A 23,704-nucleotide genomic window follows, 5' to 3' on the forward strand; every position below is an offset into this window, starting at 1 on the left:
ACATCATGACCGCAGCCCTTCGTTTCGATCCGATCCGCCTGCCGGAAAAATGCGAGCAGCTCCGCAAGGAGGTGCGTGCCTTCCTCGCCGAGGAGATCGCCGCCGGCACCTTCGATCCGCACGCGCCGAACCGCGAGGACAATGACGCGCCGGAATTCTCCCGCCGCGTCGGCGCCAAGGGCTGGCTCGGCATGACCTGGCCGAAGAAATATGGCGGCCAGGAGCGTTCGTTCCTCGAACGTTATGTGGTGACCGAGGAAATGCGGGTGGCGAATGCGCCGACCCGGCGCTTCTTCGTCGCCGACCGCCAGAGCGGGCCGGTGCTTTTGAAATACGCGCCCGAGCACATCAAGATGGACATCCTGCCGCGGATCTGCCGCGGCGAGGTCTGTTTTGCGATCGGCATGAGCGAGCCGAACTCCGGCTCCGATCTGTTCGCGGCGAAGACGCGCGCGACCAAGACCGACGGCGGCTATCTGATCAACGGCACCAAGATCTGGACCTCGTCGGCGCACATCGCCGACTACATGATCGCGATTTTCCGCACGTCGCCACCGACCAAGGAAAACCGCCGTCACGGCCTGACCCAGTTCCTGGTCAAGATGAAGCAGCCGGGCATCCAGGTGAACCCGATCGGCCAGATCACCGGCCAGTTCGAGTTCAACGAGGTGGTGTTCACCGACTACTTCGTGCCCGACGATCACGTGCTAGGCGAGGTCGACGGCGCCTGGAAGCAGGCGACATCCGAGCTCGCCTATGAGCGCTCCGGCCCCGAGCGCTTCCTCGAAACCTATTACGTGCTCACCGAACTGGTGCGTGCCGTCGGCAAGCACCCGGACACCCGCAGCGCCGAGGGCATCGGCCGCCTGGTGGCGCAGGTCCACACCATGCGCCGCATGTCGGTGTCGGTCGCCGGCATGCTGCAGGCCGGCAAGGAGCCGGTGGTGGAGGCCTCCATCGTCAAGGACATCGGCACGGTGTGGGAGCAGCAGCTGCCGCATCGCGTGCGCGATCTCGCGGCCTTCGTCGAGGAAACCGCGACCAACCGCGAGACGCTGGAAAAGCAGCTCGATTTCGCCATCAAGACCGCGCCCAAGCTGACGATCCAGGGCGGCACCACCGAGGTGCTGCGCGGCATCATCGCCCGCGGCTTGGGCCTGCGCTAAATTCAACGAGGACAGATCAATGACCAAATACACGGATATCGGCGTCGAGACCCACGGGCATGTCGGCCTGATCGAAATCCGCAAGCCGCCGCTGAACTTCTTCGATGTCGCGCTGATCAACCAGATCGCTGACGCGCTGGAGGAAATCGACAATAATATCGAGATCCGCGCCTCGGTGCTGGCCGCGCAAGGCAAGGCGTTCTGCGCCGGCGCCAATTTTGGCGATCCCTCCCGCCAGGAACAGGAAGAGCGCGCCAAGAGCGATCCGGCCTCGAACCTGCCGATCAACCATCTCTACGTTCAGGCGGTGCGCATCTTCCGCAACAAGAAGCCGATCGTCGCGGCGATCCATGGCGCCGCGATCGGCGGCGGGCTTGGGCTTGCGGTCTCCGCCGACTTCCGCGTCGCCTGCCCCGAGGCGCGTTTCTCGGCGAACTTCACCAAGCTCGGCTTCCATCCGGGCTTCGGCCTCACCACCACGCTGCCGGAGCTGATCGGCAAGAACAATGCCGAGCTGATGTTCTACACCAGCCGCCGCGTCACCGGCGAGGAGGCCTATCGCTGGGGCCTCGCCAACGTGCTGGTGCCGCAGGATCAGGTGCGCGCTGAAGCGATGAAGCTCGCGCAGGAGATCGCCGAATGCTCGCCGCTCGGCCTGGTGTCAACCCGCGCCACCATGCGCGCCGGCCTCGCCGACCGCGTGCTCGCCGCGACCAACCATGAGCTGGAAGAGCAAACCAAGCTGCGCGCGACCGAAGACTTCAAGGAAGGCGTCAAGGCCACCGCCGAACGCCGCGTCGCGAACTTCAGGGGGCGGTGAGGCCAGGCGCGGCGCTCTCAACACGTCGTCCCGGCGAAGGCCGGGACCCATACGCCGCGGCCCACGCAAAAGGCACACGCGGCGTTGCCTTCTTCCTCCACCACCGTTCGGTGGTAATGGGTCCCGGCCTTCGCCGGGACGACAGTGAATTATTTCGGCACCGCCAGCGCATCCACGATCGTCACGCCCTGCCCCTCCGGATGCACCAGCACGGGATTGACCTCGATCTCGGCAATCTCGCTTGCATGCTGCGCTGCCAGCACCGAAATCTGCGAGATCAAGCGCGCAAGGGCTGCGACATCCGCTTTCGGCGCGCCGCGGAAGCCGTGCAGCAGCGGCGCGGCCTTTAGCGTCTCCAGCATCGTGGTCGCTTCCGCCGGGCTCACCGGCGCCGGGCGATAGACCACGTCCTTGAACAATTCGGTGGTGATGCCGCCGAGGCCCACCATCGCCATCGGCCCGAAGGTCGCGTCCGTCATGGTGCCGACGATGATCTCGACGCCCTTCTTCGCCATCGGCCCGACCAGCACGCCCTGGATCGCAGCGTCGGGCCGTTGCTTCTGCACGCTTTCCAGCATGTCGCGATAGGCCGTGAACGCCGCGCCCTTGGCGGCGATGTTGACGCGGACGCCGCCGACCTCGCTCTTGTGCGCGATCGCGGGCGACTGGATCTTCATGACAAGCGGAAATCCGGCGCGCTCGATCGCGGCGTCGAGCCCGTCGCGATCGGTCACCAGCACCTCGTCCGGTAGCGCGATGCCGGCGGCGCGCAGCAGCGACTTGCTGTCATGTTCGGAGAGCGTCTTCGACCTGAGATGCGCGGAAAGATCGTGCATCTGCGACGCAGATGCCGCCGTCTCCGGCGCGGGCTTGAAGGCGGCATAGTCCGCCAGCCGCCGCATCGCGACGCCGACATGGGTCAGCCCCGACAGCACCACCACGCCCGATTTCGCCAGCTCCTGCCGCGCGAAATACGACGGCAGCGTGTAGGAATAGAACACCACCGGCTTGTTCTGCGCCGCGATCAACGGCTTCAGCTCGGCCTCCTTGAACGGCATCCGCGTCTCGCTCGACAGCGACAGCACGACCAAGGTCGCATCGACCTCGTCGGAGGCGTCGAACAGCGCGATGCTCTTCTGCAGTCCGCCGGAGGAGACGCCCTGCGCGGTGACGTCGACGGGATTGCCGGCCGCGCCGTAGGACGGCATCCATTGCTTGATCTGGTTCTGGATCGCGATCGAAAGCTCCGGCACGCGCAGGCCCTGCATCGACACGGTGTCGGCGCCCCAGATGCCGGCGCCGCCTGATACCGTCAGCACCGCGACGCGGTCGCCCTTCGGCAGCGGGTTGGTGGCCAGAACCGCGGCGATGGTCACGGCCTCGTCGAGATCGTTGGAGACGATGAAGCCATACTTCGCGAACACCGCGTCATAGGCCGCCGACCAGCCCGCCATGCTCGCAGTATGCGACGCGGCCGCGCGCTCGCCCGCGCCGGAGCGGCCGACCTTGGTGACGATCACGGGCTTCCTGAGCTCTGCCGCGCGCTTCGCCGCGGTCAAAAAATTGTCGACGTCACGGATGCCCTCGATGAACAACAGGATCACGTCGGTCGAGGCATCCTGCACCATATAGTCGAGGAACTCGCCGGCGCCGAGATCGCTCTCATTGCCGGCGCTGACGACATAGCTAAGGGCTACGCCGAGCGCCTTGGCGCGATGATAGATCGCAAAGCCGATGCCGCCGCTCTGCGCGACGATGCCGATCCGCCGCTGGCTCGCCACCAGATCAGGCGCATCCGGCTTGACGTCGACGGTTGGGCTGAAGGTCGCGGCGACCTTCTGCGCCTGGCTGTAGAATCCTTCCGCGTTCGGACCGGAGATCCGCATCCCGGTTCGCTTCGCCAGCGCCACGATCGCGTCCTGCATGTCAGCGCTGTCGCCGCCCTCCTCGGCAAAGCCGGACGAGATGATGACCGCGTTCCTGACGCCGACGGAGGCGCACTGCTCCAGCGCCGGCAGCACCGCACGGGCCGGAATGACGATGACGGCGAGGTCGATCGGCGCGCCGATCTCGGCGACCGACTTGAAGCATTTTAGGCCGTCGATCTCGTCATAGTTCGGATTGATCGGATAGAGCGCGCCCGGATAGCCGTTCTTGCGCAGCATCGCGAGCAGCCGCCCGGGAATCTTCTCGTGATCGCGCGAGGCGCCGATCAGCGCGATGCTCTTTGGGGCGAAGAAGGAATCGAGCGGATGCGGCATGGGGCGTTCCGATTGTTGTTATTGCGCTCAACGATATTGGATCGTTGCCGTCAGCTCAATCTCTCCAAACAACCGACAGTCGTTCTCCGTCATCCTGAGGAGGCCGCAACGCGGCCGTCTCGAAGGATCGACGGCCGCGGCCGGGCCGTGCATCCTTCGAGACGCGCTGCGCGCTCCTCAGGATGACGGAAAAATGATCTGTAGCGGTCATTGCGAGCGAAGCGAAGCAATCCAACCCTCCACTTGCGGAAACAATGGATTGCTTCGTCGCTTCAGCGCAAAATTGCTTTGCAATTCTGTCGCGAGCTCCTCGCAATGACGGTGGACTACGCCGTCAGCTTGAACGTCACGCCGCAGAGCAGGAACTCATCCCCCGCCACCGCGCAGCCCCTGGCTTTCGAGGCGTCCAGTACCTTCGCCTTGTCGGCGACCTTGAACGTCAACCCGCTCATGATCTCGCTGTCGCCTTTGACGAAGCGGAAGGTCGCATTCGGCAGCTTCACCACGGTGCCGCTGGCGGGAAAGCCGACGATCTTGCCCCAATGCTCCGCCAACCCCTGCGGCTCGGGGCTCTGCATCTCGACCTCGGTCAGTGCCACCGTCGTGTCCCTGCGGATCGATTTCTGCCAGTCCGGGCCGGCCGGCGGATATGGGCCCAGGACGTCGTCGCTGCCGTCGGTGTGGTTGAACTCGATGAAGGCGGCACGGCAGTCGCGCGGGTGCAGCTGCACCCCGTGATAGGGCGCGTGCGTGATCACGTTCGCGGTGCGCACGCCCATCGCATTGGCCTTTACGCCGCGCGCATCGGGATCCTCGCAGCAGAAGATCGCCATGTAGCCGCCGCGGCCGCCGGTCTTCTCGATGAAGCGGCCGGCCGCCGTGCCGGGCCCCGGCTGGAACGGCGCGACCACTTCCAGCAGGATGGTATCGACCGGCAGCAGCGCGTTCTCGAGCCCGTATTTGGCGACGTTGCCGTCGCGGTAACAGACATCGAGGCCCATGATCGCGGAGATGTCCGCGATCACGGGCGCAAGCTGCGGTGCCACCAGGCAGATCTGCCGCAGCCGCATGTACTCGGCCATGTGATTGGTCACGGCTTACTGACCTTGGAAGGTGGGCTTGCGCTTCTCGACGAAGGCCTTGGCCGCTTCCTTGTGGTCGGCGGTGTCGCCGGTGCGGGTGTGATGGATCGCCTCGCCGTCGAAGCAGGCCTCCAGCGTCATCGTCTCGGCATTGTTGATGTTGCGCTTGATGTAGCCGAGCGTCACCGACGGTCCCTGCGCCAGCGATCGCGCGAGTTCCAGCGCCTCGGCCTCGATATCGGCATCGGGCACCACCTTGGAGACCATGCCGAGATTGTACGCCTCCTGCGCCGACAGCACCGGCGACATCAGATAGAGCTCGCGCGCTTTCGCACTGCCGAGCATCTTGGTCAGGAAATAGGTGCCGCCGTAATCGCCGGAGAAACCGACCTTGGCAAAGGCGGTGGTGATCTTGCAGGAGGCGCTGGCGACGCGGAGATCGCAGGACAGCGCGATCGAGAGCCCGGCGCCGGCCGCCGCGCCGTCGAGCTGCGCCACCACCGGCTTCGGCATCGTGTGCAGGATGCGCGAGACCTCCATGCCGCGGCGCAAGTTTGCCATCTTGGCCTCGAACGGCAGCGGCGCGCGGCCTTCGGCCATCGACTTGACGTCGCCGCCGACGCAGAAGGTGCCGCCGGCGCCCCGGATCAGCACCGCGCGCACCTCGGTATCGTCCTGCGCACGCCGCGCCGCCTCGACAAGGCCGCGCGTCATGTCCGGATTGAGCGCATTGCGCCGCTCCGGCCGGTTCATGGTGATGGTGAGCAGGCCATGCTCGAGGGATTGGAGAACCATCTGATTGTCGCTCATGGCGTTTTGCCTTTCGTTGTTGTTTTGAATCCGTCGTTCCGGGATGGTGCGTAAGCACCAGACCCGGAACCTCGAGATCCCGGGTTCGATGCTACGCATCGCCCCGGGATGACGCTTCGCGTCACTTCTTCACTAGCGGGCAGCGCGAGTCGGCGAGCGGCTGGAACGCCTGGTCACCCGGCACCGTCGCGAGCAGCTTGTAATCGTCCCAGCGCCCCTTCGATTCCGAGGGCTTCTTGACCTCGAACAGGTACATGTCGTGTACCATGCGGCCGTCCTCGCGAATCCGGCCGTTCTTGGCGAACATGTCGTTGATCGGGGTCTCCTTCATCACCTTCATGACGGCGGCCGCATCGGTGGTGCCGGCGGCCTTCACCGCCTTCAGGTAATGCGTCACCGAGGAATAGACGCCGGCCTGCGCCGAGGTCGGCACCCGCTTGACGCGCTCCATGAAGCGTTTTGAGAACGCGCGGGTGTCGTCATTGAGGTCCCAATAGAACGCTTCCGCCAGCAGCAGGCCTTGCGCGGTGTCGAGCCCGACGCTGTCGATGTCGGTGACGAAGGCCAAGAGCGGCGACAGCTTCTGGCCGGTCTTGGTGAGGCCGAATTCCGCCGCCTGCTTGATCGCGTTGATGGTGTCGCCGCCGGCATTGGCGAGCCCGATCACCTTGGCCTTGGAAGCCTGCGCCTGCAGCAGGAAGGAGGAGAAGTCCGAGGTGTTGATCGGATGCCGCACGTTGCCGAGCACCTTGCCGCCCGACTTCACCACGACATTGCTGGTGTCCTTTTCCAGGTCCTGGCCGAAGGCGTAGTCCGCGGTCAGGAAGAACCAGGTGTCGAGGCCGGATTTCACCGCGGCAAGGCCGGTCACATTGGCCTGCGCAAAGGTATCGAACACATAGTGCACGGTATAGGGGCCGCAGGCCTCGTTGGAGAGGCGGATCGAGCCCGGGCCGTTGAACATGATGATCTTGCCGCGCGCCTTGGCGATCTCGCCGGCGGCAAGCGCCGTCGCTGACGCCGCGACGTCAAAGATCATCTCGACACCCTGGTTGTCGATCATGTCGCGGGCGATGTTGGCGGCAAGGTCGGCCTTGTTGAGATGGTCGCCGACCACGATCTCGACCTTGCGGCCGAGCACCGTGCCGCCGAAATCCTCCACCGCCATCTTGGCCGCGGTTTCGCTGCCCGAGCCGGTGATGTCGGCATAGAGGCTCGACATATCGAGGATGCCGCCGAGCTTCAGCGGAGGCTTGTCCTGCGCCAGCGACGCATTCGCCGAGATCGCAAACACACAGGCCAACACGCCGGCCAAAACTCGTCTCATTCACACCCTCCCCTTGAAGCACGGACCTCATTCCGTCGCGGCCGGTCCGTTTCACGCGCGCGGGATCATGCCGCATGCCATGCACAGCGGCAAGCCGCGGAGCTGACACGTGTTTTCCGCTGAACGGAATGGTCAAGATGTGCGAAGATCGAGCCGTGCAGATTCTATCGATGCAGATTCTGTCGACGCTAGCTCGCAGCACCCTGCTCGCGTGCACGACGCTGCTTGCTTGCGGCGCAAGTCACGCGGCCGGATGCAGTTTCGAGATTCAGGGCGAGGGCCGTGTTGCGGCAGTACGATGCGCGCAGCTTCCGGCTCGACGACGGCCGTGAGGTCAAGCTTGCCGGCATCGAGGTGGCGGACAGGACGAAGGCCACCGCCGCGCTGTCGGCGCTGCTGCTCGGCCGCGACGTGACGCTGCGCGGACAGGACGACACGCCGGACCGCTATGGCCGGCAGCCGGCCTATGCTTTCCTCGAAGGCCAAGAGATGCCCGTGCAGGGTGAATTGCTGCGCCGTGGCCTCGCTCTGGTGTCTTCAGAGATCGCCGACAAGGACTGCGCCGCGGCCCTGATGGCGGCGGAGGCCGAGGCGAGGACCGCCCGATCGGGAACCTGGGCCGAGTCCAGCGTCATAAAAAACGCCGAAAGTTCCGACGATATTTTGACCGGGATCGGGCGTTTTACAGTGGTCGAGGGCAGGGTTTTGTCCGTGCGTCAGGCTGGCGCGACGACCTATCTGAATTTCGGCCGAAACTGGACTCGGGACTTTGCTGCGACTATTTCAAGGCGCATAGTCCCTGCGTTCGAGGCTGCCGGGCTTGCGCCCAAGTCTCTGGAAAATCGTAGGATTCGTGTTCGAGGCTGGGTGGAAGCACGACGTGGGCCGCGAATCGAATTGCTCCGGGTGGGGCAGCTTGAAGTGCTCGGCGGGAACTAGGGGCCAGGAGGCCATGCCCCGGCCGGTTCATGGGACAATTTGTGGGTATTTGACGTGATTGAGCACGCAGGACGGCGTGAAGAGGGGACTGGCCGCCGTCTTTGGGCTGCGCCGGCGCTCGTCTGCGCGGCCCTGACGCTCTCGGCCTGCGGCAATATCGGCAATGTCGGCCGTTTCGAGCAGGCCCCCCCGACCGCAGCGGCGGCGCCGGTGAAGCCGAACCGCGTGGTGCAGCAGACGCCCAACAGCGAACGCGAGCATGAGCGCATCCTGTCGTCCTATGGCGGCGCCTATGACGATCCGAAGCTCGAGGCCCTGATCAGCAAGACCGTCGATCAGTTGGTCGCCGCGTCCGAACGGCCCGACCAGGCCTACAAGGTCACGATCCTCAATTCCGGCGCGGTCAACGCCTTCGCGCTGCCGACCGGCCAGCTCTACGTCACGCGCGGCCTGATCGCGCTCGCCAGCGACACTTCCGAGCTCTCCTCGGTGCTGAGCCACGAAATGGCGCATGTGCTGGCCAAGCACGCCGCGATGCGCGAGGACCAGGCGCGCCAGGCCGCGGTCGTGACGCGCGTCGTCACCGACATGAGCAGCGACCCCGATCTCACGGCGCTGGCGCTCGCCAAGACCAAGCTGACAATGGCGAGCTTCTCGCGGCAGCAGGAGTTCGAGGCCGACGGCATCGGCGTCGGGATCGCCGCGCGCGCACATTTCGATCCCTACGGCGCGGCGCGCTTCCTGACCGCGATGGAGCGCAATGCCGCGCTCAAGGTCGGCAAGACCGCGCTCGATCCGCGCGCGCAGGACTTCACCTCGTCGCATCCGGCGACGCCTGAGCGCATCGCCAATGCGCAGACCACCGCGCGGCAATACTCGTCGCCCGAAAACAACGAGCGCGACCGCGAGACCTATCTCGCCGCGATCGATAACATCGTCTATGGCGAGGACCCCAGCGAGGGGTTTGTGCGCGGCCGCCGCTTCCTGCATCCCAAGCTCGGCTTCACCTTCACCGCGCCCGACAATTTCACGCTCGACAACACCGCGCAGGCGGTGATCGGCGTCCGCGAGGGCGGCAGCCAGGCGATGCGCTTCGATGTGGTGCGGGTACCGGCCGAGCAGTCGCTCGGCGACTATCTGAACTCCGGCTGGATGGAAGGCGTCGAGAAGTCCTCGACCGAGGACCTCAACATCAATGGCTTTCCGGCGGCATCGGCCACCGCGCATGGCGACCAGTGGCAGTTCAAGGTCTACGCGCTGCGCTTCGGCAGCGACGTCTATCGCTTCATCTTCGCCGCCAAGCAGAAATCCACCGAGAGCGAGCGTAACGCGCGCGAGACCGTCAGCTCGTTCCGCCGCCTGACGCTCGACGAGATCCAGGCCGCGCGCCCGCTGCGCATCAAGGTCATCAACGTGCAGCCCGGCGATACCGTGGAATCGCTGTCGCACCGCATGGCCGGCATCGATCATCCGGCCGAGCGCTTCCGCGTGCTCAACGGACTCGATTCCCACGCCCAGGTGAAGCCGCGCGACCGCGTCAAGATCGTGGTGGATTGAGGCCGTGCACGCACCCTCACCACCGTCGTCCCGGCGAACGCCGGGACCCATAACCACCGTTATCGATTGATGGAAAAAGTTGGGGCCAACAGCGCGCCCTAACACCATCTTCCTTTGGTTATGGGTCCCTGCTTCGCAGGGACGACGTAGAGAGAGAACGCGCTATTTCGCCTTCTCCTTCAAGAAGGCGATGATGTCGGCGCGATCCTTCGGATCCTGAACCTCGTAGAACATCTTGGTGCCCGGAACCATGGCGTCCGGACCGGTCAGCCATTTGTCGAGATTCGCCTCGGTCCACACGATCTTCGAGTCCTTCAGCGCCGGCGAGTAATTGTAGCCTGCGACCGAGCCGGCGAGGCGGCCGACGACACCCTTGTGCATCGGGCCGACGTCGTTCTTCTCGATCGAATGGCAATCGCCGCAGCCCTGGTACAGCGTGGCGCCGCGCGCCGGATCTCCCGCCGCCCGGGCGCTGTTGAGGGCGAGTACAAGCGCAATCGCCGCCATCGCGGCGATTTTGGCGTGCCGCGGCGCGATGGCGCCTGCGATCGAACGAATAGTCATTCCATGGGGCTCCTGTTTGCCACCACAACAGGAGCAGCCACCCTGCCATTCTATTCCCTGAAATTCCGCCTGCGGGCGGGTTCCTTCAATCCTCGCAGCGGCCGACGTAATTGCGGGTCAGATGATAATGCGCGCCCGAGCGGGCGTATTCCTGATGCAGGCAGCCATCGGTGCGGTGGTGCAATTGCTGCGCGCCCTCGCAATTGAAGTGCTCGAAGTGCAGCCTGACCACGCGGGCGTTGTCGAGATAGGTCGCGAAATAGTGCCCGGCATTGGGCCGCGACCCGCACATATGCAGGACCGCATTGCGGATATCGGGCGGCAGATTGTCGATGCGCTCCGCGTTCCAGGGGTCATCGCGCGGAAAGCTGCCCCCGCGGGCAAAGACCCCCGATGGGTCCAGCAGACCCAGCAGCAGAGCGCCAATGGCAATCGGTGCGCGATATCCGCGTGGCGTTCGAGCGGTCATGCCGTGCCGCCTCGATCGGCAGCCCAAGCTTGCCGCACAATGGCGCAGGACGCCAGCCGCATTGATCGCTGACATCAGCACGTCTTGTTGAAGTTTTTTCCCGTCTGCGAGGAATATCCGCGTCATCGGCCGATCTATTCCAAGCTGCCACCTCCGCAGCGCGCCGCGCGACAGGAGCATCCCCAGTGTTTCCCAACCGGTGCGGCGCCGTCGCTCGACTTGCCCAACTCGGGTGCGCGCTTGCTGCGCTCACACTCGCAGCAGCCACCGCCGCGCGCGCGGACGGCTGTCCCAAGGCGAGCGACGAAATTGCGACCGACCGGCCCGACGTAACCAATTCGAGTATCGTCGTGCCGGTCGGGAGCTTGCAGAACGAGAACGGCGTCAACCTGACCGGCCGCAACAGTGGCCGCAGCATCGACGGCAGCAACAGCCGCTGGCGGCTCGGCATCGCGCCCTGCCTCGAAGTGCTGATCGACCTGCCGAGCTATACCGGCACGCTGAAGTCGCCCGGCGCCTCGGGATTTTCCGACGTGGCGCCCGGGATCAAATGGCAGATCAGCCCGGTGCCGGGGAAGATCGACCTCTCACTCACCGCCGGCGTCGCGCTGCCGACCGGTGCGGCCGAAATCGCCGGGCGCGGCGCGCAGCCCTACATCCAGCTGCCATGGTCCTGGGAGCTGCATGACGGCTGGGGCGTCAGCGGCATGTTCACGGAATTCTTCCGTCCCGCCGAGCTGACGGGACGGCACATGTCGGAAGCGACCTTCGTGATCGAGAAGAAGCTGACCGAGCGGATCAGCGTGTTCACTGAATATGTCGGCGACTATCCCGACGGCGCGCGGCCGACCCAGCTGATCAATTCCGGCGGTCTCTACCGGATCACGCCGACCCAGCAGGTCGACCTCCATGTCGCGTTCGGGCTCAACCGCAACTCGCCGAACTATATCGTCGGTGCGGGGTATTCGTTCCGCGTCGACGGACTGTTCCGATGACGATGGGTGATAGGCCCATCTCAATCCGCGCGGCGCTTCCACCTCCCCTTGAAAAGGGGAGGTCGCTTTGCTCGCCAGAGCAAAGCGGGTGGGGATCTGCTCTCCCGCTTGCAGCGTCGCCTGCGGCTGACCCCCATCCCGACCCTCCCCCTTTCAGGGGGAAGGAGAAGACAGGGCTGCGTGCTAATTAACTTCGGCTTCGCGCAGGCCGCTGAGCCACAGCGCCAGCAGCGTCCACACCGCGCCCGACAGAAGATAGGCACCGGCCGAGATCAGGCCGAAATGGGTCGCCAGCAGCAGCGCTGCGAGTGGCGCAAAGCCGGCGCCGAACAGCCAGGCGAAATCCGAGGTCAGCGCCGAGGCCGTGTAGCGATAGGTCCGCGCGAAGCTCGAGGCGATCGCGCCCGACGACTGGCCGAACGACAGGCCCAGCAGCACGAAGCCGAGCACCATGTAGACCGTCTCGCCGACCGCGCCGGCATCGAGCAGCTGCGGGGCGAAGCCGCTGTAGACAGCGATCGCGACCGCCGATCCGAGCAGCAGCGGCTTGCGGCCGACGCGGTCGGCGATCATGCCGGAGGCGATGATCGCGACGACGCCGACAGCGGCGCCGATCATCTCGATGATCAGGAAGCGCACCGGGCTTTCCTTGGTGAACAGGAACACCCAGGACAGCGGAAACACCGTAACCATGTGGAACAGGGCAAAGCTCGCCAGCGGCGCAAACGCGCCGAGCAGGATGTGGCGGCCCTCCTGCTTGATGGTTTCGCCGACCCGCGCCGGCTCGAGATCGCGGCTTTCGAACAGCTCGGAATATTCATCGGTCGCCACCATGCGCAGCCGCGCGAACAGTGCCACCACGTTGATGGCGAAGGCGACGAAGAACGGATAGCGCCAGCCCCAATCGAAGAAATCATCCGCCGAGAGGTTGCCGGCGAAGAACGCGAACAGCGCGCTCGCCACGATCAGCCCGAGCGGCGCGCCGAGTTGCGGCACCATCGCATACCAGCCGCGGCGATTCGGCGGCGAATTCATCGCGAGCAGCGAGGCGAGACCGTCCCACGCGCCGCCCCAGGCGATGCCCTGCGCGAGCCGCGCGGCAGCCAATAGCCAGATCGCCGCGACGCCGATCGTGTCGTAGCCAGGCAGGAAGGCGATCGCGACCGTGGCGGTGCCGAGCAGCAACAGCGCGATGACGAGCTTGGCGCCCTTGCCGTGGCGGCGGTCGACCGCCATGAAGATGACGGTGCCGAGCGGCCGCGCGGCGAAAGCCAGCGCGAAGATCCCGAACGAATAGAGCGTGCCGGTCAGTTCATTGACGAACGGGAAGACCAGCTTCGGGAACACGATCACCGAGGCGATTGCATAGACAAAGAAGTCGAAGAATTCCGAGGTGCGTCCGATGATGACGCCGATGGCGATTTCGCCGGGTTTCGCCTGCCCGTGGCCTGATGCCGTCGGGGTGCCGTGAGCCATTGCTGGGGCTTGTGCCATCGCCGGAGAACCGTCCTTTGGAGCATGATCCGGAAAAGTGGAAACCGGTTTTCCGAACAGATCATGCTCAAACAAGATGAGGCCACGAGCAGAATTTGCCACGCGGTCCACTTCACCTTCTGACCTCCTATCCCGCAGTGCAACATTGGACAAATTGTCCAATGTCAACTTTGCTGCATCGCAGCTACCCGTTGGCGGAACTCATGAAATTCTAGCGGGGTGAGCCGTGCGCGCCTTGAAATTACTGGCCTTATTGCCGTTCGCGGCGTTCCTTGGCGGGTGCGATTTCGTCGTCCTGGCGCCTGCCGGCGACATCGCCGCGCAGCAGCGCGACCTCGTCGTGATCTCCACCATCCTGATGCTCGTGATCGTGCTTCCGGTGATGGCGCTGACCATCTTCTTCGCCTGGCGCTACCGGCAATCCAATACCGAAGCATCGTACGAGCCGGACTGGGGTCACTCGACCCAGCTCGAGCTGGTGATCTGGTCAGCGCCGCTACTCATCATCATCTGCCTCGGCGCGCTGACCTGGATGGGCACGCATCTGCTCGATCCCTACCGCTCGCTCGGCCGCATCGCCGCCGACAAGCCGATCGAGAGCAAGGACGCCCCGCTCAATGTCGAGGTGGTCGCGCTCGACTGGAAGTGGCTGTTCATCTACCCGGATTACGGCGTCGCCGCCGTCAACGAGCTCGCAGCTCCGATCGACCGCCCGATCCGCTTCCGCATCACGGCATCTTCCGTGATGAACTCGTTCTACATCCCCGCCCTCGCCGGCCAGATCTACGCGATGCCGGGCATGGAGACTAAGCTGCACGCGGTCGCCAACCAGGAGGGCACCTTCCGCGGCTTCTCCGCCAACTACAGCGGTGCCGGCTTCTCCGGCATGCATTTCGACTTCAAGAGCCTGTCGTCCCAAGGCTTCGACAAGTGGGTCGCCAACGCCAAGGCCAGCACCAACATGCTCGGCCGCACCGACTATCTGCAGCTCGAGCGTCCGAGCCAGAACGATCCGGTGCGGCTCTATGGCACCGTCGATCGCGATCTCTACAAGGCGATCCTCAACATGTGCGTCGAGCCGGGCAAGATGTGCATGAGCGAGATGATGGCGATCGACGCCAAGGGCGGGCTCGGCCGCGAAGGCCTCAACAACACCCTGCCGCTGACTTACGACAAATACGCCCGCCGCGGCGCGCCGCTCGGCACTGAGCCGACCTTCGTCGCCGGCATCTGCTCGATGGACGAGATCAAGGATGCGCCATCGCGTGACGTTCTCGCGCCGCTCGACCTGACGCCACTGCGCGGCGTCGGGCTGAAGCGGCCGCCGTTCTCGCCCGCCCATCCGTCATCGACGTCTTTGCTGCTCGGCCAGCGCCCGAAATCAGACTCCTGAGGAGCGCCGCATGAATCCCGATCTCATCAAGATGATCTTCGGCCGCCTCAATCTGGAAGCGCTGCCGTTCCATGAGCCGATCCTGGTCGGCACCTTCGCGGTGGTTGCGACCGGCGGCCTCGCGCTGTTCGCGCTCGTCACCTACTTCCGGCTCTGGGGCTATCTGTGGAGCGAGTGGTTCACCACCGTCGACCACAAGCGCATCGGCATCATGTACATGATCCTCGGCATTGTGATGCTGCTGCGCGGCTTTGCGGATGCGCTGATGATGCGGCTGCAGCAGGCGGTCGCCTTCAACGGCTCCGACGGCTATCTCCCGGCCCATCACTACGACCAGATCTTCACCGCGCATGGCGTGATCATGATCTTCTTCGTGGCGATGCCGCTGGTGACCGGCCTGATGAACTATGTGGTGCCGCTGCAGATCGGCGCCCGCGACGTCTCCTTCCCGTTCCTCAACAATTTCAGCTTCTGGATGACGGTCGGCGGCGCCGTGCTGGTGATGATGTCGCTGTTCGTCGGCGAATTCGCCCGCACCGGCTGGCTCGCCTACCCGCCGCTGTCGAACATCGGCTACAGTCCCGACGTCGGCGTCGATTATTACATATGGGGACTGCAGGTCGCCGGCGTCGGCACGACGCTATCGGGCATCAATTTGGTCTGCACCATCGTCAAGCTGCGCGCACCAGGCATGACGATGATGAAGATGCCGGTGTTCACCTGGACCTCGCTCTGCACCAACGTCCTGATCGTCGCCTCCTTCCCGGTGCTAACCGCGGTGCTGGCGCTGCTGTCGCTCGACCGCTACGTCGGCACCAATTTCTTCACGAACGACTTCGGCGGCAACCCGATGATGTACGTGAACCTGATCTGGATCTGGGGCCACCCCGAGGTCTACATCCTGGTGCTGCCGGCGTTCGGCATCTTCTCCGAGGTGACCGCGACGTTCTCCGGCAAGCGGCTGTTCGGCTACACCTCGATGGTCTACGCCACGGTCGTCATCACCATCCTGTCCTACCTGGTCTGGCTGCACCACTTCTTCACGATGGGCTCCGGCGCCAGCGTGAACTCGTTCTTCGGCATCACCACCATGATCATCTCGATCCCGACGGGCGCGAAGATGTTCAACTGGCTGTTCACGATGTATCGCGGCCGCATCCGCTTCGAGCTGCCGATGATGTGGACGGTGGCGTTCATGCTGACCTTCGTGATCGGCGGCATGACCGGCGTGCTGCTCGCGGTGCCGCCGGCCGATTTCGTGCTGCATAACAGCCTGTTCCTGATCGCGCATTTCCACAACGTGATCATCGGCGGCGTGCTGTTCGGCCTGTTCGCCGGCATCAACTACTGGTTCCCGAAGGCGTTCGGCTTCAGACTCGATCCGTTCTGGGGCAAGCTGTCGTTCTGGTTCTGGGTCTCGGGCTTCTACTTCGCCTTCATGCCGCTCTACGTGCTCGGCCTGATGGGCGTGACGAGACGGCTCCGCGTGTTCGACGATCCGTCCCTGCAGATCTGGTTCGTCATCGCGGCCTTCGGCGCCTTCCTGATCCTGCTCGGCATCGGCGCGATGCTGGTGCAGTTCGCGGTCAGCATTCTCAGACGCGAACAGCTGAAGGACACCACCGGCGATCCCTGGAACGCGCGCACGCTGGAATGGGCGACCTCGTCGCCGCCGCCGGACTACAATTTCGCCTTCACGCCTGTGATCTACGACAACGACGCCTGGTGGGACATGAAGCGCCGCGGCTACAGGCGCCCGCTGACCGGCTTCAAGCCGATCCACATGCCGTCCAACACCGGCACCGGCATCATCCTCGCCGGACTGGCGACAGTGATGGGGTTCGGCCTGATCTGGTACATCTGGTGGCTCGCCGCCATCAGCTTCATTGCGCTGCTCGCGGTCGCGATCGGCCACACCTTCAACTATCACCGCGACTTCCACATCCCGGCGGATGAGGTGGTGCGGGCCGAAGACGCGCGGACGCGCGTTCTCGCCGCGGGAGCCCAGCCATGACCGTTGCTACCGTCTCCACCCAAAGCTCCGAACCGATCTTTCACGTCATCGACGAGCACGCACATCCGGAAGGGGCCAGCACCATGCTGGGCTTCTGGATCTACCTGATGAGCGACTGCCTCATCTTCGCGATGCTGTTTGCGACCTATGGCGTGCTCGGCGGCAACTATGCCGCCGGTCCGGCGCCGAAGGACCTGTTCGACCTCAAGCTGGTCGCGCTCAACACCACGATGCTGCTGCTCTCCTCGATCACCTATGGCTTTGCCATGCTGACGATGGAGAAATCGCGGATCGGCGCGACGCAGATCTGGCTTGCGATCACCGGACTGTTCGGCCTCGCCTTCCTCGGCATCGAGCTCACCGAGTTCGCGCACATGATCCATGAGGGCGCGACGCCGCAGCGTAGCGCGTTCCTGTCGTCGTTCTTCACACTGGTCGGCACCCACGGCCTGCACGTCACCTTCGGCCTGGTCTGGCTGGTGACGCTGATGGTGCAGACCGCGCGTTTCGGCCTGACCGAAGCCAACCGGCGCCGGCTGATGTGCCTCTCGATGTTCTGGCACTTCCTCGACGTGGTCTGGATCGGCGTCTTCACCTTCGTCTACCTCCTGGGAATGCTGCGATGACAACAGACTCTCACGCCCTGCACTCCGGCGCCGGCGATCACGGTCACCACGCCCACGATGGCGCCGCCCATGGCTCGCTCAAGACCTATCTGATCGGCTTCGGCCTCTCGGTGATCCTCACGGCGGTGCCGTTCTGGCTGGTGATGACCGGCACGATCGCGGACAAGGCGATCACGGCTCTGATCGTGCTGGTGCTGGCCGCGGTGCAGATCGTCGTGCACATGGTGTACTTCCTGCACATGAACACACGGTCCGAGAACGGCTGGACCATGATGGCGCTGATCTTCACCGTGATCATGGTGGTGATCGCGCTGACCGGCTCGCTGTGGGTCATGCATCATCTGAACGTCAACATGATGCCCCTGCACGACATGAGCCAGATGCCGTGACGGCGGAGGCTCCTCATCCGACTTCACCTCTCCCGCTTGCGGGGGAGCGTAGGCCGCCGTCGGCGGCCGTCTCTGAAGAACGCCGAAGCAAAGCTTCGGCTATGTCGCATCGTAAGATGCGATCCGGGTGGGGGCTTTCTCCGCAAAATGATCCTACCGACTCGCGGCGACACCTCCACCCCAGCCCTCCCCCGCAAGCGGGAGAGGGGGTGCAGTCCCGGCGCGGCCGCAGTTCGACTCTCCGTCGCTATTCACTGCTCACGCTCGGCATGCTGGGTGTGGTGCTGCTGATTGCGCTCGGGGTCTGGCAGGTCGAACGCAGGACCTGGAAGCTGGCGCTGATCGAGCGGGTCGAGCAGCGCATGCATGCGGCGTCGACAGCGCCGCCGCCCCCGTCGTCATGGCCGGCGGTCACCGCCGCGAGCGACGAATACCGCCGCGTCACCGTGCGCGGCACTTTCCTCAATGCCGACGAGACGCTGGTGCAGGCCGTGACATCAGACGGTCCAGGCTTCTGGGTGCTGACCCCGCTGCGCATGGCTGACGGAACCACGGTGCTGGTCAATCGCGGCTTTGTGCCGCCTGAGCGGCGCGATCCCACGACACGGCGCGACGGCGAGCCGCAGGGCACCGTCAGCGTCACCGGCTTGTTGCGGATGTCGGAGCCGAAGGGCGGTTTCCTGCGCAACAACGACCCCGCATCTGGCCGCTGGTATTCGCGCGACGTCGCCGCGATCGCCGCCAACCATGGATTGTCGCAGACCGCCCCCTTCTTCATCGATGCCGATGCGACGCCCAATCCGGGCGGCACTCCGGTCGGCGGGCTTACGATCGTGCGGTTTCCAAACAACCACCTGATTTACGCGCTGACATGGTTCGCGCTGGCCATTATGCTGGCGGGCGCGCTCCTGCGCATCATCAGCGGCAGGGGTCGCGCCGGCGCCGATCCAAGGTGGGACTCAAGGCGCGCCGCCGTGCGCCGCCTGATCGGCGTAGCCCGCAATCTGTCTCGCGACACAGGCCCAGATGCTCGAGCGCACATCGGATCCGCATGACGAAGAGGCCGCGACCGGCACGGCGGTGATGCCGTCCGCCGTGAGCGCGGCCGCCGGCATGCCGTTCGATCTCGCAGCCCCCGCCGACCTCGCCACCAACCGCAAGAACATGGCCCTGCTGGTCCAGCTGCGCTGGATCGCGGTGATCGGCCAGATCGCGACCATCGGCTTCGTGCAGTTCTGGATGGGCGTCGCGCTTCCGCTGATGCCGATGGCCGCCGTGATCTCGGGGCTGGTGGCGCTCAATCTCGTCAGCCTGCTGTGGCTGCGCTACCGCGCCGACATCAACAACCGCGAGCTCCTGATCGCGCTGACGCTCGACGTTGCTGCGCTCACCGTCCTGCTCTATCTCAGCGGCGGCGCCACCAATCCCTTCACGTCGCTCTATCTGCTGCAGGTCACGCTTGGCGCGGTGCTGCTCGACGCCCCCTCCACCTGGTCGCTGGTGGCGCTGGTGTGCATGAACTTCGCCTGGCTGACCAGCTACTACCGGCCGCTGGAGCTGCCGCAGCAGGGCTTTGCCGATGCGTTCAACCTCCATATCGTCGGCACCTTCATCGGCCTCGTGCTCGACGCCGTGCTGCTCGTGGTGTTCATGACGCGGATCAACCGCAACCTGCGGGACCGCGACCTCCGCCTCGCGGCGCTGCGCCAGCACGCGGCCGAACAGGACCATATCGTCCGGATGGGGCTGCTGGCCTCCGGCGCCGCGCACGAGCTCGGCACGCCGCTCGCTTCGCTCTCGGTCATCCTGGGTGACTGGCGCCGGATGCCCGCGCTCGCCTCCGATCCCGAGCTGTCGCAAGACCTCGGCGAGATGGAGATCTCGGTGCAGCGCTGCAAGACGATCGTCACCGGCATTCTGCTGTCGGCCGGCGAGGCCCGCGGCGAAGGCTCCTCGCCGACCACGGTCGCCGCATTCCTGTCGGCGCTGGTCGAGGAATGGCGGACGTCGCGGCCGTCGGCCACGCTGTATTTCCGCAACGCCTTCGGGGCCGATCTGCCGATCGTCTCCGACATCGCACTCAAGCAGGCGATCTTCAACGTGCTCGACAATGCCGCCGAGGTCTCGCGCGACTGGATCGAGCTGACGGCAGAGCGCGATCGCGACAGGCTGGTGCTGTCAGTGATCGATCGCGGCCCCGGCTTCTCGCGCGAGATGCTGGCGCATGTCGGCAAGCCGTATCAATCGACCAAGGGCAGCCCCGGCAGCGGCCTTGGCCTGTTCCTGGTCGGCAACGTGGTGCGCAAGCTGGGCGGCGTGGTGACGGCGCGCAACCGGCCGGACATCGGCGCCGCGGTCAGGCTCGAGCTGCCGCTCTCGACGCTCGCGATCGGAGACCATCTTGACGGATGAACGCCAGCTCCTGATCGTCGAGGACGACGCAGGCTTTGCCCGCACACTGAAGCGCTCGTTCGAGCGCCGCGGCTACGGCGTCGCGGTATCGGCCTCGCTCGACGAGGTCCGGCATCTCCTGGAAGTACAATCGCCCGGCTATGCCGTGGTCGACCTGAAGCTCGCCGGTGGCGCCTCCGGTCTCGCCTGCGTCGAAGCGCTGCACGCGCATGATCCGGAGATGCTGATCGTCGTGCTGACCGGGTTCGCCAGCATCGCGACCGCAGTGGAGGCGATCAAGCTCGGCGCCTGCCACTATCTGGCAAAACCGTCGAACACCGACGACATCGAGGCCGCATTCCTTAAAGCGCAAGGCAACGCCGCCATCGAAGTCGGCGCGCGGCCGACCTCGATCAAGACGCTGGAATGGGAGCGCATCCACCAGACGCTGATCGAGACCGACTTCAACATCTCCGAAGCCGCCCGCCGCCTCGGCATGCACCGCCGGACGCTGGCGCGCAAGCTCGAGAAGCAGCGGGTGAAGTAGCCGATAGAGGCGGGTGACGCCAACGAGACACGCGAATGCGCGCCTGATTCAGCCGGCCGCCCCTCGCTCCGTCACGACATCGCGGCAACATCAGCCGCAGTGTCGATGTACTCCTGAAAACGGACCGCCTTTCCGTCGCGGTACTTGAAAACGTGGGCCCATTCGTTCGTTACGGTCTTGCCTGTTCTCTTTGCCCGCGCCGTGAGTGTGCCCAAGACCACGACGGTGTCGCCCTGCTCGATCATCTCACGCGGAGCAAACTCGCTGAATTCCAAATTCTCGCCGACCTGGACGAAGAAGTTTGCAATCTGCTGCTTTCCCCTGAAGGTCCCCGCCCAAGGCAATTTATCCTGGGGACCTGGGGTTATCCACGTGCAGTCGTCATCGATCAGATCCCTGATGAGCGCTGGAATGTCACCACGTTGAAAGGCCTCATAGCCCTTCCTGGTTGCCTCAACATTGGATGCCATCGGATTTCTCCTCTGCAAATTGTTGGGTCATCTTAACGTCGATCCAATAACGGCAGGGCGGCCAGCATAGCATGCCGGGCACCGATTGCCGTCGTCATCCGTGAAACAACTCAAGACGATTCTGGTCAGGATCGTTTACGTGGCTTTCGAGCCGTTTGGCATCCGGAGGTTTCGCGCGCCTCACCTCGATCGGGGGCTGAAATGGAACGCATCCACCGGATCCTGATCGAGACCGATTGCAGCACACCGACATCGCCGCTTCGGCATGCACCGCCGTACGCTCGCGCGCAAGCTCGAGAAGCAGCGGGTGAAGTATCTGCGGAGCGGCCCCGGATTTCGCTTCGCTTCATCCGGACTACGAATAGAGAGCCGCGTGGACGCAGCGTTGCCGTTTACTTCGGTGGCGTTGCAACGCGCGCCGCGCAAACAAAAAGCCCGGTCTTGTGACCGGGCTTTTGATCTGAAACCTTGCAGCGCTGCTTAGGCGGCTTCGTCGGCGACGCTGGTATCGTCGCCATCGCTGTCGAGATCCTCACCGTCGGCATCGCCCTCGCCTTCACCCTCGGCTTCGGCCTTGGCGCCGCGGCGCGGGCTCTTGGCGAGTTGGCCTTCGATCTCCTTGATCGCCTCGGTCTCGGTCGAGTGCTGCACGACCGCGATTTCGCGCGATAGACGGTCGAGCGCCGCTTCATAGAGCTGGCGCTCGCTGTAGGACTGCTCGGGCTGCGATTCAGAACGATAGAGATCGCGGACCACCTCGGCGATCGCGACGATGTCGCCCGAGTTGATCTTCGCTTCGTATTCCTGGGCGCGGCGCGACCACATGGTGCGCTTAACGCGGGCGCGGCCCTTCAGCGTCTCCAGTGCCTTCTTGACCAGCGCCGGCTCCGACAGCTTGCGCATGCCGACATTGGCGACCTTCGCCGTCGGAACGCGCAGCGTCATCTTGTCCTTCATGAAATTGATCACGAACAGCTCAAGCTTGGCGCCCGCGATCTCCTGCTCCTCGATCGCCAGGATCTGGCCGACGCCGTGAGCGGGATAGACCACGAATTCATTGGCCTTGAAGCCCTGACGCTGGGTCACGACCTTCTTCTCTGCGGGGGGCGGCGCGACGGCCGGCTTGGCGGCAACCTTCGGAGCAGCGGCGGGGACGGCAGCCTTCGGGGCAGCCGGCTTCGGCGCAGCAGCAACAGTCTTGGGGGCGGCCTTCGCAGCAGCGGGCTTCGCAGCTGCCGCTTTCGCAGCAGTCTTGGCAGTCTTTTCTGGCATCACGCTTCTTTTGTTCTTTGAGGACTTTGCAGCCGCCGCCTTCTTGACCCCCTTCACGGGCGCCTTGGCACGGCCCTTGGTTGCGCTGCGGGCAACGACAGCGGCTTTTTTCGTCGTCTTTGAAGCACTCTTTTTACGCGTTTTCTGTGACACAGCCTGCGCGCGGAAACTGCCACGCCCCTGTTCGATGTTTGCGGGAACCTCGAAGCCACAAGGTACGCATGGCAGGGGGTTCTTGGCCTGTAATGTGCCCAATATAGCACATTTTCCGCAAAAATCAATGGTTTACGCCCGATTCCGGGCATAACAGGGGACGCTCGGGTCAGATGTCCGTCATTAGGGTTAAATCGGCGGGCCGGACGGAGGGCCGCGGCGACCCCAAGCCCGCCCTTATCGGGGTAGTCCCGAGGGTGACAGGCGAACTTAGTCGCCGCTGCCCGGATTCGCAGAAAAATATTTCTCGAACTTGCCTTCCTTGCCTTCCCACTCCTTGGCGTCCTCGGGCGAGTCCTTCTTCTGGGTGATGTTCGGCCAGCTCTTGGCGTAGTCGCGGTTGACCTCGAGCCACTTTTCCAGCCCCGGCTCGGTGTCCGGCTTGATCGCATCAGCCGGGCATTCCGGCTCGCACACGCCGCAATCGATGCATTCGTCCGGATGGATCACCAGCATGTTCTCGCCCTCGTAGAAGCAATCGACGGGGCAGACCTCGACGCAGTCGGTATATTTGCACTTGATGCAGGCTTCAGTGACGACGTAGGTCATCCAAAACTCCGAAACGATCCACTTTTTCCGGGGTTGCGTAGCGCAGGAATACCGGAGCCGCAAGGAATTGCTGGCCCTAAATAGCTATTCCTTGCCTCCTTGCAAATCCTCGCAAAGCAGGCGCGCGGACGCGGCGTCGCCGCGCCGTTCGGCAAAGCCGATCACTTTCAGCACACGGACGCTGTTGTCGAGCGCGACGGTGACGACGTCACCCAGCTTCACGGCATGGCCCGGCGATTTCTCGCGCGTGCCGTTGATGCGGACATGCCCTGATGCGACAAGTTCAGCCGCGCTGGTGCGGGCCTTCACCACCCGCGCATGCCACAGCCATTTGTCGAGGCGCTGTCGATCCAAGC

At 64.6% G+C, this 23,704-nt stretch carries 22 protein-coding genes and 1 pseudogene; 12 read left to right on the top strand and 11 right to left on the bottom strand.

Annotated features, from left to right (window positions below; all coding sequences use genetic code 11):
• The first annotated feature begins 5 nt into the window (after positions 1 to 5).
• Together G6P99_RS45925 and G6P99_RS45930 are read left to right on the top strand one after the other, a co-directional pair.
• The gene (locus tag G6P99_RS45925) at positions 6 to 1,166 is read left to right on the top strand and encodes an acyl-CoA dehydrogenase family protein (RefSeq protein ID WP_029079642.1); all 1,161 of its coding nucleotides are present in this window, start codon (positions 6 to 8) and stop codon (positions 1,164 to 1,166) included.
• 19 nt (positions 1,167 to 1,185) lie between these two features.
• Complete coding sequence (locus tag G6P99_RS45930; RefSeq protein ID WP_029079641.1) at positions 1,186 to 1,986, top strand: enoyl-CoA hydratase/isomerase family protein; 801 nt, start codon at positions 1,186 to 1,188, stop codon at positions 1,984 to 1,986.
• Between the two features lie 149 nt (positions 1,987 to 2,135).
• Here G6P99_RS45930 and G6P99_RS45935 read toward each other — a convergent pair whose 3' ends face one another.
• The 4 genes from G6P99_RS45935 to G6P99_RS45950 all read right to left on the bottom strand — a co-directional run bounded on the left by G6P99_RS45935 (position 2,136) and on the right by G6P99_RS45950 (position 7,466).
• Positions 2,136 to 4,247: an acetate--CoA ligase family protein gene (locus G6P99_RS45935; RefSeq protein ID WP_029079640.1), complete on the bottom strand. Its 2,112-nt coding sequence runs from the start codon at positions 4,245 to 4,247 to the stop codon at positions 2,136 to 2,138.
• 326 nt (positions 4,248 to 4,573) lie between these two features.
• A complete protein-coding gene (locus tag G6P99_RS45940) occupies positions 4,574 to 5,329 on the bottom strand; it encodes a hypothetical protein (protein WP_029079639.1) in 756 nt (251 codons plus the stop codon).
• 15 nt (positions 5,330 to 5,344) lie between these two features.
• Complete coding sequence (locus G6P99_RS45945; RefSeq protein ID WP_165126823.1) at positions 5,345 to 6,139, bottom strand: enoyl-CoA hydratase; 795 nt, start codon at positions 6,137 to 6,139, stop codon at positions 5,345 to 5,347.
• Between the two features lie 121 nt (positions 6,140 to 6,260).
• Positions 6,261 to 7,466: an ABC transporter substrate-binding protein gene (locus G6P99_RS45950; RefSeq protein WP_029079637.1), complete on the bottom strand. Its 1,206-nt coding sequence runs from the start codon at positions 7,464 to 7,466 to the stop codon at positions 6,261 to 6,263.
• A 170-nt stretch (positions 7,467 to 7,636) separates the two neighbouring features.
• Between G6P99_RS45950 and G6P99_RS45955 the strand changes: the two are divergent.
• Both G6P99_RS45955 and G6P99_RS45960 read left to right on the top strand, forming a co-directional pair.
• A pseudogene (locus tag G6P99_RS45955) lies at positions 7,637 to 8,405 on the top strand (thermonuclease family protein).
• 54 nt (positions 8,406 to 8,459) lie between these two features.
• On the top strand, positions 8,460 to 9,962 hold the full coding sequence (locus G6P99_RS45960) for a M48 family metalloprotease (RefSeq protein ID WP_051346100.1): 1,503 nt from the start codon (positions 8,460 to 8,462) through the stop codon (positions 9,960 to 9,962).
• A gap of 162 nt (positions 9,963 to 10,124) precedes the next feature.
• On the opposite strand, the gene G6P99_RS45965 is transcribed toward G6P99_RS45960, so the two are convergent.
• Positions 10,125 to 10,526 carry a c-type cytochrome gene (locus G6P99_RS45965; protein WP_051346099.1) on the bottom strand — a complete coding sequence of 134 codons (402 nt, stop codon included), beginning with the start codon at positions 10,524 to 10,526 and terminating at the stop codon, positions 10,125 to 10,127.
• A gap of 85 nt (positions 10,527 to 10,611) precedes the next feature.
• Positions 10,612 to 11,121, bottom strand: a complete 510-nt coding sequence (locus tag G6P99_RS45970) for a hypothetical protein (RefSeq protein ID WP_334261889.1) — start codon at positions 11,119 to 11,121, stop codon at positions 10,612 to 10,614.
• Positions 11,122 to 11,180: 59 nt separating this feature from the next.
• On the opposite strand from G6P99_RS45970, the gene G6P99_RS45975 reads away from it, so the two are divergent.
• A complete protein-coding gene (locus G6P99_RS45975; protein WP_029079632.1) occupies positions 11,181 to 11,990 on the top strand; it encodes a transporter in 810 nt (269 codons plus the stop codon).
• A gap of 183 nt (positions 11,991 to 12,173) precedes the next feature.
• On the opposite strand, the gene G6P99_RS45980 is transcribed toward G6P99_RS45975, so the two are convergent.
• Positions 12,174 to 13,466 (bottom strand): MFS transporter, encoded by a 1,293-nt coding sequence (locus tag G6P99_RS45980; protein ID WP_029079631.1) that lies wholly within the window; start codon positions 13,464 to 13,466, stop codon positions 12,174 to 12,176.
• A gap of 244 nt (positions 13,467 to 13,710) precedes the next feature.
• On the opposite strand from G6P99_RS45980, the gene cyoA reads away from it, so the two are divergent.
• The 7 genes from cyoA (at position 13,711) to G6P99_RS46015 (ending at position 20,844) form a co-directional block, all read left to right on the top strand.
• On the top strand, positions 13,711 to 14,877 hold the full coding sequence (gene cyoA, locus G6P99_RS45985; RefSeq protein WP_029079630.1) for a ubiquinol oxidase subunit II: 1,167 nt from the start codon (positions 13,711 to 13,713) through the stop codon (positions 14,875 to 14,877).
• Between the two features lie 10 nt (positions 14,878 to 14,887).
• Positions 14,888 to 16,891: a cytochrome o ubiquinol oxidase subunit I gene (gene cyoB / locus G6P99_RS45990; RefSeq protein ID WP_029079629.1), complete on the top strand. Its 2,004-nt coding sequence runs from the start codon at positions 14,888 to 14,890 to the stop codon at positions 16,889 to 16,891.
• Positions 16,888 to 17,517 carry a cytochrome o ubiquinol oxidase subunit III gene (gene cyoC, locus G6P99_RS45995; RefSeq protein WP_029079628.1) on the top strand — a complete coding sequence of 210 codons (630 nt, stop codon included), beginning with the start codon at positions 16,888 to 16,890 and terminating at the stop codon, positions 17,515 to 17,517. The genes cyoB and cyoC overlap by 4 nt, the downstream gene beginning before the upstream one ends.
• Complete coding sequence (cyoD, locus tag G6P99_RS46000) at positions 17,514 to 17,906, top strand: cytochrome o ubiquinol oxidase subunit IV (RefSeq protein WP_029079627.1); 393 nt, start codon at positions 17,514 to 17,516, stop codon at positions 17,904 to 17,906. The genes cyoC and cyoD overlap by 4 nt, the downstream gene beginning before the upstream one ends.
• A gap of 269 nt (positions 17,907 to 18,175) precedes the next feature.
• Positions 18,176 to 18,961, top strand: coding sequence for an SURF1 family protein (locus tag G6P99_RS46005; RefSeq protein WP_035976491.1), 786 nt, complete (start codon positions 18,176 to 18,178; stop codon positions 18,959 to 18,961).
• A 28-nt stretch (positions 18,962 to 18,989) separates the two neighbouring features.
• Positions 18,990 to 20,318, top strand: coding sequence for an ATP-binding protein (locus G6P99_RS46010; RefSeq protein WP_371261151.1), 1,329 nt, complete (start codon positions 18,990 to 18,992; stop codon positions 20,316 to 20,318).
• Positions 20,308 to 20,844: a response regulator transcription factor gene (locus G6P99_RS46015; RefSeq protein ID WP_029079624.1), complete on the top strand. Its 537-nt coding sequence runs from the start codon at positions 20,308 to 20,310 to the stop codon at positions 20,842 to 20,844. The genes G6P99_RS46010 and G6P99_RS46015 overlap by 11 nt, the downstream gene beginning before the upstream one ends.
• A gap of 71 nt (positions 20,845 to 20,915) precedes the next feature.
• On the opposite strand, the gene G6P99_RS46020 is transcribed toward G6P99_RS46015, so the two are convergent.
• From G6P99_RS46020 to G6P99_RS46035, 4 genes are all read right to left on the bottom strand, one after another.
• Positions 20,916 to 21,314: a nuclear transport factor 2 family protein gene (locus G6P99_RS46020; RefSeq protein ID WP_029079623.1), complete on the bottom strand. Its 399-nt coding sequence runs from the start codon at positions 21,312 to 21,314 to the stop codon at positions 20,916 to 20,918.
• Between the two features lie 480 nt (positions 21,315 to 21,794).
• The gene (locus tag G6P99_RS46025) at positions 21,795 to 22,586 is read right to left on the bottom strand and encodes a CarD family transcriptional regulator (protein WP_084518370.1); all 792 of its coding nucleotides are present in this window, start codon (positions 22,584 to 22,586) and stop codon (positions 21,795 to 21,797) included.
• Positions 22,587 to 23,009: 423 nt separating this feature from the next.
• Entirely contained in the window at positions 23,010 to 23,348 is a 339-nt protein-coding gene (fdxA, locus tag G6P99_RS46030; RefSeq protein ID WP_029079620.1) for a ferredoxin FdxA, read from the bottom strand.
• Between the two features lie 84 nt (positions 23,349 to 23,432).
• Positions 23,433 to 23,702, bottom strand: a complete 270-nt coding sequence (locus G6P99_RS46035; RefSeq protein ID WP_029079619.1) for an RNA-binding S4 domain-containing protein — start codon at positions 23,700 to 23,702, stop codon at positions 23,433 to 23,435.
• Positions 23,703 to 23,704 lie beyond the last annotated feature (2 nt).

Origin of the sequence: Bradyrhizobium sp. 6(2017) (assembly GCF_011058295.2) — a bacterium.
Lineage (GTDB): Bacteria > Pseudomonadota > Alphaproteobacteria > Rhizobiales > Xanthobacteraceae > Bradyrhizobium > Bradyrhizobium septentrionale.

Coding starts and splice junctions, on each gene's coding strand:
- G6P99_RS45970 (WP_334261889.1), bottom strand. CDS start 11,121: ATGACGCGGATATTCCTCGCAGACGGGAAAAAACTTCAACAAGACGTG.
- G6P99_RS45950 (WP_029079637.1), bottom strand. CDS start 7,466: ATGAGACGAGTTTTGGCCGGCGTGTTGGCCTGTGTGTTTGCGATCTCG.
- G6P99_RS45930 (WP_029079641.1), top strand. CDS start 1,186: ATGACCAAATACACGGATATCGGCGTCGAGACCCACGGGCATGTCGGC.
- G6P99_RS45935 (WP_029079640.1), bottom strand. CDS start 4,247: ATGCCGCATCCGCTCGATTCCTTCTTCGCCCCAAAGAGCATCGCGCTG.
- G6P99_RS45945 (WP_165126823.1), bottom strand. CDS start 6,139: ATGAGCGACAATCAGATGGTTCTCCAATCCCTCGAGCATGGCCTGCTC.
- G6P99_RS45980 (WP_029079631.1), bottom strand. CDS start 13,466: ATGGCTCACGGCACCCCGACGGCATCAGGCCACGGGCAGGCGAAACCC.
- cyoC (WP_029079628.1), top strand. CDS start 16,888: ATGACCGTTGCTACCGTCTCCACCCAAAGCTCCGAACCGATCTTTCAC.
- cyoD (WP_029079627.1), top strand. CDS start 17,514: ATGACAACAGACTCTCACGCCCTGCACTCCGGCGCCGGCGATCACGGT.
- cyoB (WP_029079629.1), top strand. CDS start 14,888: ATGAATCCCGATCTCATCAAGATGATCTTCGGCCGCCTCAATCTGGAA.
- G6P99_RS46010 (WP_371261151.1), top strand. CDS start 18,990: ATGCCGTCCGCCGTGAGCGCGGCCGCCGGCATGCCGTTCGATCTCGCA.
- G6P99_RS45965 (WP_051346099.1), bottom strand. CDS start 10,526: ATGACTATTCGTTCGATCGCAGGCGCCATCGCGCCGCGGCACGCCAAA.
- G6P99_RS45940 (WP_029079639.1), bottom strand. CDS start 5,329: ATGGCCGAGTACATGCGGCTGCGGCAGATCTGCCTGGTGGCACCGCAG.
- G6P99_RS45925 (WP_029079642.1), top strand. CDS start 6: ATGACCGCAGCCCTTCGTTTCGATCCGATCCGCCTGCCGGAAAAATGC.
- G6P99_RS46025 (WP_084518370.1), bottom strand. CDS start 22,586: ATGCCAGAAAAGACTGCCAAGACTGCTGCGAAAGCGGCAGCTGCGAAG.
- G6P99_RS46005 (WP_035976491.1), top strand. CDS start 18,176: ATGCTGGGTGTGGTGCTGCTGATTGCGCTCGGGGTCTGGCAGGTCGAA.
- fdxA (WP_029079620.1), bottom strand. CDS start 23,348: ATGACCTACGTCGTCACTGAAGCCTGCATCAAGTGCAAATATACCGAC.
- G6P99_RS46020 (WP_029079623.1), bottom strand. CDS start 21,314: ATGGCATCCAATGTTGAGGCAACCAGGAAGGGCTATGAGGCCTTTCAA.